The organism is Enterobacter cloacae complex sp. HYC080_NIDB (assembly GCF_056673325.1).
On sequence record NZ_CP114212.1, the window covers coordinates 704,573 to 719,155 of the forward strand.

The 14,583-nt window shown below is 56.4% G+C and carries 11 protein-coding genes and 1 riboswitch; of the genes, 4 read left to right on the forward strand and 7 right to left on the reverse strand.

The features are described 5' to 3' along the window. Position 1: 1 nt before the first annotated feature. Together O1723_RS03375 and O1723_RS03380 are read right to left on the reverse strand one after the other, a co-directional pair. The gene (locus O1723_RS03375; RefSeq protein WP_014885273.1) at positions 2-1,243 is read right to left on the reverse strand and encodes a multifunctional CCA addition/repair protein; all 1,242 of its coding nucleotides are present in this window, start codon (positions 1,241-1,243) and stop codon (positions 2-4) included. A gap of 60 nt (positions 1,244-1,303) precedes the next feature. Next, the gene (locus O1723_RS03380; protein ID WP_248191212.1) at positions 1,304-1,924 is read right to left on the reverse strand and encodes a TIGR04211 family SH3 domain-containing protein; all 621 of its coding nucleotides are present in this window, start codon (positions 1,922-1,924) and stop codon (positions 1,304-1,306) included. A 229-nt stretch (positions 1,925-2,153) separates the two neighbouring features. Between O1723_RS03380 and O1723_RS03385 the strand changes: the two genes are divergently transcribed. From O1723_RS03385 to hldE, 3 genes are read left to right on the forward strand one after another with little or no spacing between them, the layout of a single operon-like run. Further along, a complete protein-coding gene (locus tag O1723_RS03385) occupies positions 2,154-3,455 on the forward strand; it encodes a CYTH domain-containing protein (protein WP_023337814.1) in 1,302 nt (433 codons plus the stop codon). A gap of 21 nt (positions 3,456-3,476) precedes the next feature. Next, positions 3,477-6,332 carry a bifunctional [glutamate--ammonia ligase]-adenylyl-L-tyrosine phosphorylase/[glutamate--ammonia-ligase] adenylyltransferase gene (gene glnE / locus O1723_RS03390; RefSeq protein ID WP_023337813.1) on the forward strand — a complete coding sequence of 952 codons (2,856 nt, stop codon included), beginning with the start codon at positions 3,477-3,479 and terminating at the stop codon, positions 6,330-6,332. Positions 6,333-6,372: 40 nt separating this feature from the next. Further along, complete coding sequence (gene hldE, locus O1723_RS03395) at positions 6,373-7,803, forward strand: bifunctional D-glycero-beta-D-manno-heptose-7-phosphate kinase/D-glycero-beta-D-manno-heptose 1-phosphate adenylyltransferase HldE (RefSeq protein WP_248191208.1); 1,431 nt, start codon at positions 6,373-6,375, stop codon at positions 7,801-7,803. A 102-nt stretch (positions 7,804-7,905) separates the two neighbouring features. Here the strand turns inward: hldE and ubiK are convergent, their stop codons facing one another. Beyond that, complete coding sequence (gene ubiK, locus O1723_RS03400) at positions 7,906-8,202, reverse strand: ubiquinone biosynthesis accessory factor UbiK (protein ID WP_014885268.1); 297 nt, start codon at positions 8,200-8,202, stop codon at positions 7,906-7,908. Between the two features lie 119 nt (positions 8,203-8,321). Further along, positions 8,322-8,472, forward strand: a riboswitch (FMN riboswitch). A 106-nt stretch (positions 8,473-8,578) separates the two neighbouring features. Here ubiK and ribB point away from each other — a divergent pair. After that, on the forward strand, positions 8,579-9,232 hold the full coding sequence (gene ribB, locus O1723_RS03405) for a 3,4-dihydroxy-2-butanone-4-phosphate synthase (RefSeq protein WP_014885267.1): 654 nt from the start codon (positions 8,579-8,581) through the stop codon (positions 9,230-9,232). 44 nt (positions 9,233-9,276) lie between these two features. On the opposite strand, the gene O1723_RS03410 is transcribed toward ribB, so the two are convergent. From O1723_RS03410 to O1723_RS03425, 4 genes are all read right to left on the reverse strand, one after another. After that, positions 9,277-10,338, reverse strand: a complete 1,062-nt coding sequence (locus tag O1723_RS03410) for a type 1 fimbrial protein (RefSeq protein ID WP_014885266.1) — start codon at positions 10,336-10,338, stop codon at positions 9,277-9,279. Beyond that, on the reverse strand, positions 10,322-11,083 hold the full coding sequence (locus O1723_RS03415; RefSeq protein ID WP_032645305.1) for a fimbrial biogenesis chaperone: 762 nt from the start codon (positions 11,081-11,083) through the stop codon (positions 10,322-10,324). Before O1723_RS03415 ends, O1723_RS03410 begins: the two co-directional genes overlap by 17 nt. A 6-nt stretch (positions 11,084-11,089) precedes the next feature. Then, positions 11,090-13,528: a fimbria/pilus outer membrane usher protein gene (locus O1723_RS03420; protein ID WP_023337810.1), complete on the reverse strand. Its 2,439-nt coding sequence runs from the start codon at positions 13,526-13,528 to the stop codon at positions 11,090-11,092. A gap of 75 nt (positions 13,529-13,603) precedes the next feature. After that, positions 13,604-14,164 (reverse strand): fimbrial protein, encoded by a 561-nt coding sequence (locus O1723_RS03425; RefSeq protein WP_014885263.1) that lies wholly within the window; start codon positions 14,162-14,164, stop codon positions 13,604-13,606. Positions 14,165-14,583 lie beyond the last annotated feature (419 nt).

The following is a 14,583-nucleotide window of genomic DNA, read 5'->3' on the forward strand; positions in this document are numbered from 1 at the left end:
CTCAGTCTTTCGGCTGAGGGCAACGCTTTTCCTTCCACGCCGTTACGGCCTCAATTCGCCGTTTCGTCAGCTCTTCACGAATTTCCGGGCCTTTAAATCCTGCCTCGACAACGTCTTTCGTCGGCACCGCTTTTGCCACAATCCACGCTTCGCGCAGCAGTCGCCCCTGCGGGTAATCGGATGCTTCAAACCCGGTGCGGCCGCGAACGTCGGCTTCGCTGGTGAGTGCGATCTGCTCCACGCGCTGCGGCTTGCGCCAGGCGTCGATATTATCGAACAGCTTCACGATAGTGGCGGGTTTCAGGATCGGGAATGTGTGGATCAGGTCGTGGAATTCAGCGACCAGTTTTGCCAGGTCACGGATCTCATTCGGCACGCGCAGGCGCTGGCAAAGCCCTTCTACCAGCTTTACGCCTGCCGGGCCGTGACCATGATGCCGTGGCCAGAATTCTTTCGGCGTTAAGCCTTTGCCGAGATCGTGGCAGAGGGTGGAAAAACGCACGTCTACTTCAGGACTGAGCATGGCCGCCATGCTCAGCGTCATCAGCGTGTGCACGCCGGTATCAATTTCCGGATGCCATTTTGCCGGCGCGGGTACGCCAAACAGCGCGTCGATTTCAGGGAACAGCACCTTCAGTGCGCCGCAGTCACGCAGGACCTGGAAAAAGACCTGTGGGTTGCGGGTGGTCAGGGCATTTTCCGTCTCTTTCCAGACGCGCTCCGGCGTCAGGTGTTCTAATTCGCCCGCCTCGGTCATGGCCGTCATCAGCGCCATCGTCTCATCAGCAATGCGGAAGCTCAGATGGGCGTAACGCGCGGCAAAGCGCGCCACGCGCAGAACGCGGAGCGGATCTTCAGAAAATGCCGGGGAGACGTGACGTAAAAGACGGTTGCGCAGGTCATCCTGCCCGCCGTAGGCATCGATGATATGGCCGTTTTCGTCCTGTGCCAGGGCGTTAATGGTGAGATCGCGGCGCAGCAAATCCTGCTCCAGCGTCACATCAGGCGCGGCGTAGCAGGTGAAACCCGTATAGCCGGAGCCGGATTTCCGTTCGGTACGCGCCAGAGCGTACTCTTCGCGGCTTTTCGGATGAAGAAACACGGGAAAATCGCGGCCTACCTGCTGGTAGCCCGCGTCGAGCATCTCTTCCGGGGTGGCGCCAACGACAACCCAGTCTTTATCTTTGACCGGCAGACCTAACAACGCATCACGTACCGCACCACCGACCAGATAACTCTTCACGCCCAACTCTCCCGTTTTCTCTTTTCCAGAATGATACGTAAGTCTGGCAGAGAAGACGAATTAGTTCATCCAGCGGTCTTTACGCTTGCGGCTTGGGATAAGATGCGGCAGGACCAGACCCAGCACCAGACCCACGCCCAGCACGCCGCCGCCATACATAAACCACTGCATGATGATGGTGCGCTGCTTGTCATCAAGCTGCAGATTCGCGGCGTTTACCTTTTTCTGCGCGACGATCAGCTCGTTTTTGAGTTTTTGATTCTCTTCTTTCAGACCGTTAATCACGCTGTCGCTCTGTGCCACTTTCTGCTGCATCTCTGCGGTGCGCTGGTTCCAGGTACCGTCGATGTTGTTCAGCTTGTCGGTCAGGGTCTTCACCTGGTTTTCCAGATCCGGAACGCGCGTGCGCAGGCTTGGTACGGTGCTCAGCTCTTTCAGCGGGATCCAGGAAGTACGGCCGGTACTGTCGCGAACCTGACCATAGTTGGTGTCCGCATTGGTCTGTAACAGGGTGACTTCCTCGCCGGCATTCACCGTGCCCACGAGGCGATAATTATCTCCGGGGCCACTGCGTACCCAGGTGTTCAGTTCGTCAGAAACGTAACGCTCCTCTTCAGCGTGCACTGCGGTTGCGGCGCTAAAAGCGAGTAAAGTAAGTCCAATCAGGCGTAATTTAAGCATCATTAGTCGTTATTTTCATAAATAGTGGAACGATAGTAGTGGCAACAGTGTCTCTACGCAAAGCATTCGTCAGCAATCAGAATCATCTGTGTCACGACTCTACACATTTACGCCCGTCAAATTGCTCATTGCATGGCAATTTGGCGCAAAATACTATGTACTGACAAACAAATGGCGAGGAAGTTCGCCCTCATTGACGCGTCTGTGACGCCCGCAAAAGTACAAGGCTATGGCTCAGGAAATCGAATTAAAATTTATCGTCGAAAAAGACAGCGTTGACGCGCTCCGCCAGCATCTGCATACGCTCTCCGGCGAGCACCATGAACCCGTACCGTTGCTCAACATCTACTACGAAACGCCGGACAACTGGCTGCGTAGCCACGATATGGGGCTGCGCATCCGCGGCGCAAACGGGCGCTACGAGATGACGATGAAAATCGCCGGCCGCGTGGTCGGCGGTTTGCACCAGCGCCCGGAATACAATATCGACATCAGTAAGCCAGAACTTGAGCTGGATCGTTTCCCGGCGGAGGTCTGGCCGGAAGGTGAACGGCCTGCCACGCTGGCAGAGCAGGTACAGCCGCTGTTCAGCACCGATTTTTGCCGTGAGAAATGGCTGGTGACGGAAGGTAAGAGCCGCATTGAAATCGCGCTGGATTTAGGCGAAGTGAAGGCGGGTGAGTTCCAGGAGCCTATTTGCGAGCTGGAGCTGGAACTGCTGGAAGGAGATGCGAGCGACGTGCTGAAACTGGCGCGCAAGCTGGTGAGCCAGCCGGGTTTACGTCAGGGCAGCCTGAGCAAAGCGGCGCGCGGTTATCACCTGGCGGCCGGGAATGCGCCACGCCTGCTGAGAGAGACCCCGATTCTGCGTGTTGTTCCGAAGGCCAGCATTGAACAGGGCATGGAAGCGGCGCTGGAGCTGGCCCTCTCTCAATGGCAGTACCATGAGGAACTCTGGGCGCGTAGCGTGAAAAATGCCAGCAAACAGGTGCTGGCCGCCATTGGGCTGGTGCGTCATGCCCTGGCACTGTTTGGCGGTATCGTACCGCGTAAAGCAAGTGCTCACTTACGTGACCTGCTGACCCAAACTGAAACACTGATGCATTCCGATGTCTCCGCGCAAACGGTGATCTACAGCCCGCAAAACGCCGCGGCAAAACTGGCGCTGACCGAGTTTCTGGTGACGCGCGGCTGGCGCAGCTTCCTGGATGCAAAAGCGCAGACCAAAATCGCGGATAATTTTAAACGCTTCGCGGATATCCATCTATCCCGTCACGCTGCCGAGCTGAGAACGACCTTTGCACATCCGCTGGGTGACCAGTACGGCGATCAGCTTCCCCGTCTGGCGCGTAATATCGACAGCATGTTGCTGCTGTCGGGGGCGTATGAGGGCGTGAAGGCGCAGGCCTGGCTGGAAAACTGGCAGGGGCTCAAGCATGCCATTGAAACCCGTCAGCAGATTGAGATCGAGCATTTCCGCAACGAGGCCATTTCGCAGGATCCGTACTGGCTGCACAGCGGAAAACGTTAATTCTGGCAAGGAACCCCTGATATGCCGCTTTCTTCGCAGTTACAGCAGCACTGGCAGACCGTTTGCGAACGTCTGCCCGAGTCTTTACCGGCGTCATCGTTAAGTGAGCAGGCCAAAAGCGTGCTCACGTTCAGTGATTTTGTTCAGGAAAGTGTGAGTGCCAACCAGGACTGGCTGGCAGAGTTGGAGAGCGCACCGCCGCAGGCGGATGAGTGGCGGCAGTATGCCAGCTGGCTGCAAACCGCGCTGGCAGATGTGGCTGATGAAGCGACGCTGATGCGCGTTCTGCGTCAGTTCCGCCGCCGGGTGATGGTTCGCATTGCCTGGGCGCAGTCGCTGGCGCTGGTGAGCGAAGAGAGTACGTTGCAGCAGTTGAGCGAGCTGGCGCAAACACTGATCATCGCCGCGCGAGACTGGCTCTACGCCGCCTGCTGTAAAGAGTGGGGCACGCCGTGCAGTGAAGAAGGGGTTCCGCAGCCGCTGTTGATTCTGGGGATGGGGAAGCTGGGCGGTTGCGAGCTGAACTTCTCCTCAGATATCGACCTGATTTTTGCCTGGCCGGAAAACGGCTCGACGCGCGGCGGGCGCCGCGAGCTGGACAACGCCCAGTTCTTTACCCGCCTCGGCCAGCGTCTGATCAAGGCACTGGACCAGCCGACGCAGGACGGCTTTGTCTACCGCGTGGACATGCGCCTGCGCCCGTTTGGCGACAGCGGTCCACTGGTGCTGAGCTTTGCCGCGCTGGAGGATTATTACCAGGAGCAGGGGCGCGACTGGGAGCGTTACGCAATGGTCAAAGCGCGGATCATGGGCGACAGCGACGACGCTTATGCTAACGAACTTCGCGCCATGCTGCGCCCGTTCGTTTTCCGCCGCTACATTGATTTCAGCGTGATCCAGTCCCTGCGTAATATGAAAGGGATGATTGCCCGCGAGGTTCGCCGCCGTGGGCTGAAGGACAATATTAAGCTCGGCGCGGGCGGCATTCGTGAAATTGAATTTATCGTTCAGGTCTTCCAGCTCATTCGCGGCGGGCGAGAGCCGTCGCTGCAGTCGCGCTCGCTCCTGCCGACGCTGAGCGCCATTGAGCAACTGCACCTGCTGCCGGACGGCGACGCGCAAACCCTTCGCGAAGCCTATCTTTTCCTGCGCCGTCTGGAAAATTTGCTGCAAAGCATCAATGACGAGCAGACGCAGACATTGCCGGGCGATGAGCTGAACCGGGCGCGTCTGGCCTGGGGCATGGGGGCGGACGACTGGGCGGCACTGACCGAAACGCTGGACGCACACATGGCAGGCGTGCGCCGCATCTTTAACGATCTGATTGGCGACGATGAAAGTGAATCCCCTGATGATGCGCTCTCCGAGCACTGGCGCGAGCTGTGGCAGGATGCGCTCCAGGAAGATGACACCACGCCGGTGCTGACGCACTTAAGCGATGATGCCCGTCATCGTGTGGTGGCCTTAATTGCCGATTTCCGTCTCGAACTGAACAAACGCGCCATCGGGCCGCGCGGTCGTCAGGTGCTGGATCATCTGATGCCGCACCTGCTGAGCGAGGTCTGCTCGCGAGAAGACGCGCCGGTGCCGCTGTCGCGCATGATGCCGCTGCTGAGCGGGATTATCACGCGTACCACCTATCTTGAGCTACTGAGCGAGTTTCCGGGCGCGCTGAAGCACCTGATAACGCTCTGCGCCGCGTCGCCGATGGTGGCGAACAAGCTGGCGCGTTACCCGCTGCTGCTGGACGAACTGCTCGACCCGAACACGCTCTATCAGCCGACGGCGACGGATGCGTATCGTGACGAGCTGCGCCAGTATTTGCTGCGCGTGCCTGAAGAGGACGAAGAGCAACAGCTTGAGGCGCTGCGCCAGTTTAAACAGGCACAGATGCTGCGCGTGGCGGCGGCCGATATTGCCGGAACGCTGCCGGTGATGAAAGTGAGCGATCACTTAACCTGGCTTGCGGAAGCGATTATTGACGCGGTTGTCCATCAGGCGTGGGGGCAGATGGTGGCCCGCTACGGTCAGCCAAAACATCTGGCCGATCGAGAAGGGCGCGGCTTCGCGGTGGTGGGTTACGGCAAGCTCGGCGGCTGGGAGCTGGGATACAGTTCCGATCTGGATTTGATCTTCCTGCATGATTGCCCGGCGGACGTGATGACCGACGGCGAGCGCGAAATCGACGGGCGTCAGTTCTATCTGCGCCTGGCCCAGCGCATTATGCACCTGTTCAGCACCCGCACTTCGTCCGGCATTCTGTATGAAGTAGATGCGCGCCTGCGCCCGTCCGGCGCGGCGGGCATGCTGGTGACCTCAACGGAATCCTTCGCCGAATATCAGAAAAACGAAGCCTGGACGTGGGAGCATCAGGCGCTGGTGCGCGCCCGCGTGGTCTATGGCGATCCGCAGCTGCACGCGCAGTTCGATGCGATTCGCAAGGCGGTCATGACCACCCCGCGCGAGGGCAGTACGTTGCAGACCGAGGTGCGCGAGATGCGCGAGAAAATGCGCGCGCATCTGGGCAATAAGCATCGCGATCGCTTTGATATTAAAGCCGACGAGGGTGGTATTACCGATATTGAATTTATCACTCAGTATCTGGTGCTGCTGCACGCCCACGATAAGCCGAAGCTGACGCGCTGGTCGGATAACGTGCGCATTCTGGAACTGCTGGCGCAAAACGACATTATGGACGAGCAAGAGGCGCAGGCCTTAACCCGCGCCTACACCACGCTGCGCGATGAACTTCATCACCTGGCGTTGCAGGAGCAGCCGGGACATGTCGCGCTGGACTGTTTTGCCGCAGAGCGCGCCCAGGTGACGGCAAGCTGGCAGAAATGGCTGGTGGAGCCGTGCGTAACAAATCAAGTGTGATATTATCGCGCGCAAATTGTGAATCTTTCTGGAGTCAGGAATGAAAGTAACACTGCCAGAGTTTGAACGTGCTGGAGTAATGGTTGTCGGGGATGTGATGCTGGATCGCTACTGGTATGGGCCAACCAGCCGTATCTCTCCGGAAGCGCCGGTACCGGTGGTTAAGGTCGACACCATTGAAGAGCGTCCCGGCGGCGCGGCAAACGTGGCGATGAACATTGCCTCCCTGGGCGCACAGTCGCGTCTGGTTGGCCTGACCGGCATCGACGATGCGGCGCGTGCGCTGAGCAAGTCGCTGGCGGACGTGAACGTGAAGTGCGACTTCGTTTCTGTTCCGACCCACCCAACGATTACCAAGCTGCGCGTGCTGTCGCGCAACCAGCAGCTGATCCGCCTCGACTTTGAAGAAGGGTTTGAAGGCGTTGATACTGAGCCGCTGCACGAGCGCATTAACCAGGCGCTGGGTAATATCGGTGCGCTGGTGCTGTCCGACTACGCTAAAGGTGCGCTGGCGAGCGTGCAGACGATGATTCAGCTGGCGCGTAAGGCTAACGTGCCGGTGCTGATTGACCCGAAAGGCACCGATTTTGAGCGCTATCGCGGCGCGACGCTGCTGACGCCAAACCTCTCTGAGTTCGAAGCGGTGGCGGGCAAGTGCAAAACCGAAGAAGAACTGGTTGAACGCGGCATGAAGATCATTGCTGACTTCGAGCTGTCTGCGCTGCTGGTGACCCGCTCCGAGCAGGGGATGACGCTGCTGCAGCCGGGCAAAGCGCCGCTACATATGCCAACCCAGGCGCAGGAAGTGTACGACGTGACCGGTGCCGGTGATACGGTGATCGGCGTGCTGGCGGCGACGCTGGCAGCGGGTAACTCCCTGGAAGAGGCCTGCTACTTCGCGAACGCTGCGGCGGGTGTGGTCGTCGGCAAACTCGGGACCTCAACCGTTTCCCCTATCGAGCTGGAAAACGCGGTGCGCGGGCGTGCCGACACCGGTTTTGGCGTCATGACCGAAGACGAGCTGAAAGTGGCTGTTGCCGCTGCGCGTAAACGCGGCGAGAAAGTGGTGATGACCAACGGCGTGTTCGACATTCTGCATGCGGGTCACGTCTCTTATCTGGCGAATGCGCGCAAGCTGGGCGATCGTCTGATTGTGGCGGTCAACAGCGATGCGTCGACCAAACGTCTGAAAGGCGAAACACGTCCGGTGAACCCGCTGGAGCAGCGCATGATTGTGCTCGGCGCGCTGGAAGCGGTGGACTGGGTGGTGTCGTTTGAAGAAGATACCCCGCAGCGCCTGATTGCTGGCATTCTGCCGGACCTGCTGGTCAAAGGCGGTGATTACAAGCCGGAGCAAATCGCAGGTAGCGAAGAGGTCTGGGCCAACGGTGGTGAAGTGATGGTGCTCAACTTTGAGGACGGATGTTCAACCACCAACATCATCAGGAAGATCCAGAAAGACAGTCAGTAAAAAAAACGGGCCAGTTGGCCCGTTTTTTTCATGTCGCGTGGCGGCTGCGCCGGGACATGTAGGCCCGGTAAGCGAAGCGCCACCGGGCACAACAGGCCGCACTTATGCCTGATCATCCACCGGTGGAATCGCCGGTGCCGGCTTCACTTCTTCCGGTGCATGACGGTTTTCCAGCTCGCTCAGACGCTGTTCCAGCAGCGCCAGCTTCTCGCGGGTGCGCAGCAGAACCTGCGTCTGCACGTCGAACTCTTCGCGGCTAACTAAATCAAGGCGAACCAACTGCGCCTGCAGCGTCTGGCGGATTTTCTTCTCAACGTCATCACCAAATTCACGAATGCCTTTTGGCATGGATTCATGAACCTGACGCGCAATTTGCTCAATTTTCTTTGGGTCAATCATTGTCGTTTCCCTTGATGGAAAGGTGTCAGTGTCCATTGTAGCGCGTCATGCCCGGGGTAAACAAAATTGTTTGATGCTTATGCATTGCCCAGCATAATCAATAGCGTTATAGTTATCTCGCTTATTCTCAGGGCGGGGCGAAATTCCCCACCGGCGGTAAATCAGCTTCACGCTGAAAGCCCGCGAGCGCTTTGGGTGACTACTCAAAGGTCAGCAGATCCGGTGTAATTCCGGGGCCGACGGTTAGAGTCCGGATGGGAGAGAGTAACGATCCAGTCGGGCATGGGCCCGCTCACGTTATCTTTTTGCCGCTTGTTCGGCGCTCCTAAGACTGCCCTGATTCTGGTAACCATAATGTTAATGAGGTTTTTTTACCATGAATCAGACGCTACTTTCCTCTTTTGGCACTTCAATTCAACGTGTTGAACATGCACTGGATGCACTGCGCGAAGGCCGCGGTGTGATGGTGCTTGACGATGAAAACCGTGAAAACGAAGGCGACATGATTTTCGCTGCCGAAAACATGACCGTTGAGCAGATGGCGCTGACCATCCGTCACGGTAGCGGCATCGTATGCCTGTGTATCAACGAAGAACGCCGCCAGCAGCTTGATCTGCCAATGATGGTTGAAAACAACACCAGCGCCTTCGGGACCGGTTTTACCGTGACCATTGAAGCTGCACATGGCGTAACCACCGGTGTGTCGGCGGCTGACCGTTTGACCACCGTGCGTGCAGCCATTGCGGATGGGGCGAAACCCTCCGATCTGCACCGTCCTGGCCACGTCTTCCCGCTGCGTGCGCAGCCGGGCGGCGTGCTGACCCGTGGTGGTCATACCGAAGCGACTATCGATCTGGTGACCCTGGCAGGCTTTAAACCTGCTGGCGTGCTGTGTGAATTGACCAACGATGATGGCACCATGGCGCGCGCGCCGGAGTGCATTACCTTTGCGCGTCTGCACAACATGCCGGTAGTCACGATTGAAGATCTGGTGGAGTACCGCCAGGCGCACGAGCGCAAAGCCAGCTGAAACCGCTGATGTGAAAAAGCCGGGGAAACCCGGCTTTTTTGTGGCTAGTGGTAGTTAATTTTAAACAGCACCACCGTTTCGAACGGACCTGACTGAATGGCTTTTCCCGCGTCGGGGGAGAGCTCCGCGGTATAGGTTTGTTCATAGTTCAATGTACTCCCGGTGAAATCCGCATACTCTTCGTAGTGGTTGAAGGTATAAGGCTGGGTTCCATTGAGGATACGTAGCTTTAAGCCATTTCCAATCAACAGGGCAGTATCGTTTTCGGAGAGCGACTCCGTCGTGTAAAACGATGAGTCCATTTTAAAGCCATCTGAACACTGGGCGTCCTGCACTTTCGTGGTTTTAACCGTAAAGGTGCGGTTGCGCGTTTGCTGATTCACGATGTCGCGAGCACTGAAGGTACCGAAATCTATCTCCTGGTTCTCAGGATAAATACTGAAGGTTGCGCCGCAGTCGAGGACGGTAATGTTTTCTAACCCGTTAATGTGGTACTTGAGGTTTTTTGCATCGGCCATCTGGTTAACCCCGCCTTTTCCGTCAAACTGCACCACGACGTAGTCCCCCAGCGAACTTTTGTAGCCGTGCGGCGGAACGGCCTTAATACGAACGTAAAGGCGCAGTCGGGCAATGAACGTGCGCGTGGTGTGAATATCATTGGCATTGCCTGAGCATAGTCGGTTCTCCCACCCCATTTGCTTAATTTGTTCCGGGGTGTACATGGTGATGTTGTTATTATCAAGGCACTGGCGGGTATCTACGCCGTTTGGCTGCCCCGTCGCGTCATAATCCATGCCTTCATAGGTGACCCCCAGCTCGTAGTAAGGGTCGGAAGCGGCTGGATAGGGGTTGACCCAGGCATAGACGTCCTCTTTTTCGAAGCTGCCGGCCACATCGTGGTTACAGGTGACCGGGATTTTAATGTCGTCAGATTCCCAGATCTTTTGCCCCACCTGTGCATTGCTGGGGATAGCAAACGGACTGATCGTTTTTGTCTCTTCCACCGGGCCGCCCTGAGCGCCCAGATAGCAATCGAGCGCCAGCGCGGCTTTTAAGGGCAGCAGCGCCAGCAGCATCGCGATCAAAACATTAGTGAGCTTTCGCATCGCTTGTGGCCTTCGCATCCTTAAGTTGGCAGATCGACGTCCCCTGACAGGTCGCGTCAAGCTTTCGCAGTGCGCCGTAATCGTCGATATAACCAATGCTGTAATAGCTGCCGTGATAGCCACCGGTGGTGACAGAGGCGCTGGCAAAGGGTGCCAGCATCAGGCTGTCAAAGCCGGGCAGCATGGTTTTACCATTTTTGCTTAGCCAGGCGAGGGTGAGGTAATAAGGTGTAGGGTTATGAATTGTCAGCCCTTTTGCCGTTGCCGTCACCTCCATGCGCATTTCAGAACGATCGCCTGCTTTTTTCACGATAGCCTTCGGGCGCCAGAACAGCTTGATACGGCTCTGCATGGCGACCTGCATGACGCTGCGATCATCGTCGAGGCTGTCGCTTTTTGGTGGCACTTCGCGCAGGTTGAAGTAGAAGAGCGATTCCCGATCTTTTGGCAGCGCGTTGGTGGCCGCCTGCTTCACGATCCTGACCTGGGATGACGATCCGGGTTCAATGCGCTGGATCGGAGGAAGCGCCATAAAGTGGCTGTCTTCCTTACGACCGTTTTCGTCTTCGATCCAGGAGAGCGCAAGATAGGGGAGCGTTTTGCTCTGGTTATCGACCTTCAGGCTGCTGGCCTTGTCGGTTTCGGGAAAGACGATGCGGGTACGATCCAGATTGATGGCCGCCTGGGTGGCGAATGCTGTACCGATCAACATCAGGCACAGGCTTTTCAGTGGAGTGAGTTTCATCATAATTTACTGACACGGCAGCATAAGCTGCGAAAGGTTAGTGAGGTGTGAAGGTAGCGTGAAGCGACACTGGCTGGCGTCGCCCCAGGTTACCAGGAATTGCTGCTCGGGCTGTACGGCACCCAGCCAGACATGGCCCTCGTCGGCGACGATACCCACGTCTTTACCGCTATCCGCCATCTGGACGCGCGCGCCCAGCGGCGGCATGCCCGATGCGGTTCGCAGGATGCCCAGAACATCATTTCCCGCTCGGGTGGCGATCTGGCGGTAGCCGATGGCCCCTTCTGTCCAGGTCGAGGTCATGACGCGGTTATCCACGTCTACGCCTTCGGGGAGATCGTTCAGGTTGACCTGCACGCTCGACGGTGAGTAGCTGGAGAACGAAGGAAGCACCCCGATCCCGAAGGCGTTGGTCTGGTCCCGCGACATGTTGAGCGGAATATTGCTGATGCCGTCCGTGCTCACCATGACACGCGGTTCGTTGCCGTAGCTGCGGCGGTGCAGGGCCATGCCTTTTGCCGTACCGGTGAAGGACCCATTCCAGCTGGCGCTGAGGGAGCTGTAGTCATTCGCCTTATAACTTCCGGAAACGTTGAGATCGCCGAGCGGGGAGTAGTGCTGGTAGTTTCCGCTGAACTGCGCGCCTGCATCGGTCTGCTGACTTTCGGTACCGGCAGAAACGCCCCAGGTGTTGTTCTTATCAGAGGTGTCGTACCACGAGACGGTCTGGCTCAGGTTGTCGCTGTTGCGCAGGTCATAGCTGAGGCGATGGTCAGGATCCAGCGGCACGCTGAGAGACAGGTAGAACTGATTGTCGTCCTCGCGATCTTGATAGTGGGTTTTGCTGAACGATGCCGAAACGCCAAGGTTTTTCCAGCGGCCCAGATCGAAGTTGTACCCCGCGGTCAGGCTGCCCGTATTGGATGGCGCTTCGTCCCACCAGGTTTGCCGGAGCAGGCTAAGGTAGAGATTGAGTGACAGCGCGGGAATGTACTGGCTGGCCGTGATGCTAAACGTCTGTTTTTCCGACTGGCTGTCATTATTTTCGCTGTCCAGGAAGCGTGCGTAGCTGAGGAACTGCGGGTCGGAGTAGCGGTAGCTGGCCAGGGTAAGCTGGCTTCCCGTGGTATCAAAGCGTTTGCTGTAGTTGAAGCGATAGCTGTAACCCGTCTGAGAGGGTTTGTTCGGGAGCTGGCTGGTCGCCTGGGTCACATCGAAGGAGAGGGCCCCGATCAGCGCGAGGTTTTGCCCGATGCCCGCTGCGATGGAGCGATAGTTATCGCCATCGGCGAGCGTGCCGCCGTACAGTGAGGTATTGGAGAACAGGCCCCACGAGAACTCGCCGCTCATAAAGGCACTGTCTTCAAGGGTATGCGATGCATCTTCGCGGGGTTTGCCCACGGCAAGCTTGTAGCGAACCTGGCCCTTGCGCGTCAGGAAGGGCACGGAGGCGGCGGACACCTGAAACGTGCTCACGCGGCCGTCGTCTTCGGTAATTTTAACGTCCAGCGTGCCCTGGACGGATTGGTTCAAATCCTGAATGACAAACGGGCCGGGTGGCACCTTAGTTTGATAAATCACGCGGTCAGCGAGACTCACCGTGACGGTGGCATTAGTTTGCGCAATCCCGGCGATTTGCGGTGCATAGCCGCGAAGAGACCAGGGCAGCATGCGCTCATCGCTGATCAGCGACGCCCCGGTATAGGTAAAGGCATCAAAGATAGCGGACTGAAAGTCTGTCTCACCCAGCGTCAGTTTCGCGCCAAGCGTCGGCAGAGGACGGAACATATAGACGCGTGAGAAGCGGCCGTTATGGGTTGACCCTCCCTCGGCATGCGTTTGATTGTACTGATAATCGCTACGTAGACGCCATGCACCCAGGTTGGCACCTGCGGTACCGTAGGCGTTCGCGTTATCCGTGCTGCTACCTTCCTGTGGCTGATAATGGCTGGCAAAGAGGTTGTAGTCCAGCAGCACGCCGGCCACGCCGTTGTCCCAGGTGGAGGGGGGCATCCAGTCGTTCGGACGAAATTGCATCATGGCCTGAGGTACGGTGACGTGCAGCGTTTGGGTTGATTGCTCGAAGCGGAATTTAATATCCGCCTGCGAGGTAAAATCCACGCAGCCCTGTTTAAGCGTTAGGGTCTTACGAATAGTGTCCTGCAGGCCAAAGGTGTCTGCCAGTTCTGCGGGAATACAGACTTCGGCTTTGTTATCAACCTCTTTCCAGGTCAGTTCCCAGCCGTTTGCCAGTGGAATATCGTTGATCGCGACGGTGACAAAATAACGTCCTGGCGTAACGGACGTCTCTTCTTTAAAGCGAGAGAGATCAATGCCAGACCGTAAATCTTTATCGATAGCATTAATATTAAATTCAGTGGCAGAGGCGGCGTGCGCAAGCAAGATGGCAGTAATGATGATTATCGATTGTGATTTATTTTTCATCATTCTGTTACTCGAATAAATAAAAAAGCCGACTGGTAAACATCACCAGTCGGTATAACGGATCATGTTTAATCGTTATTTATACATCAGCACATAGTTGGCGTTAGCTTCAACCTGGCCCGCGGTGGCAGTGGTACCTGTTGGCACTTCCATGCGCGCTTTAAAGTGCAGCGTCTGGGTGTCTGAATTAGGCAGCAGATCCACCGTTTTTGCCGAGCCAAGGGTGATGTTTGCTTCGTCGTTGTCCAGCAGACGGACACCGACGTTTTCAGCACCGCTTGCATAGGTGTTGCTCAGAAGGCTGGTATCTGATGCGTAGGTGGCGGTGCTGCTGAACGTCACTTCCACTTTGGTTATTGGCGTCGCCGTCTCATCGTCGGGATCTGACAGAACGCAGTTCTGCAGGTTAATATCTACCGCAACGGGGGTGGACTTCTTGTTTGCATTGATGACGGCGGTGGTCACTTCACCGAGATCCACCTCTTTATCAACGCTGTCTGGTGCAATGCTGCAAGGCGCGTCAATAACAACGCCTTTAAATTTAATTTTCCCGGAGCCCTGATCGGCGGCAAATGCTGAACCAGAGACAATTGTTGCCATCGCAACGGCTAACAGTGCTTTTTTACCTGCATGCATGAAAATATCCTTTTCCAATGAATTCATACTCTGAATATTAATTTTCAGAAAATTACCATGAGATTATACCTGTGAAAAAAGAGTGAGTGCGATTAATTGCTCTTAAAAATAAATGTAGTCAACATTAAAATATAATCTGAAGTGATCTTTAGTATCGGATTAACAGCGAAAAATGGATTTTTCAGTCGCGTGAAACAATGGTCATATTAGCGATAATAATGTCTTATTTAAAAGTTGACTTTCAGGAAATAAATAAATGTAAAAATACGTGTAAAAAAAAGAGACTATCAGTGAGTACTATTTTTTCATTGAATTTATTAATTTTTAGTATGTTTGCCACCGCCTATGCCTGCTGCCTGGCGCAGAACCAGGCTCAATCCCATCGCTGACATTCATCTTTTCTTAAGTTGTTCCGGATG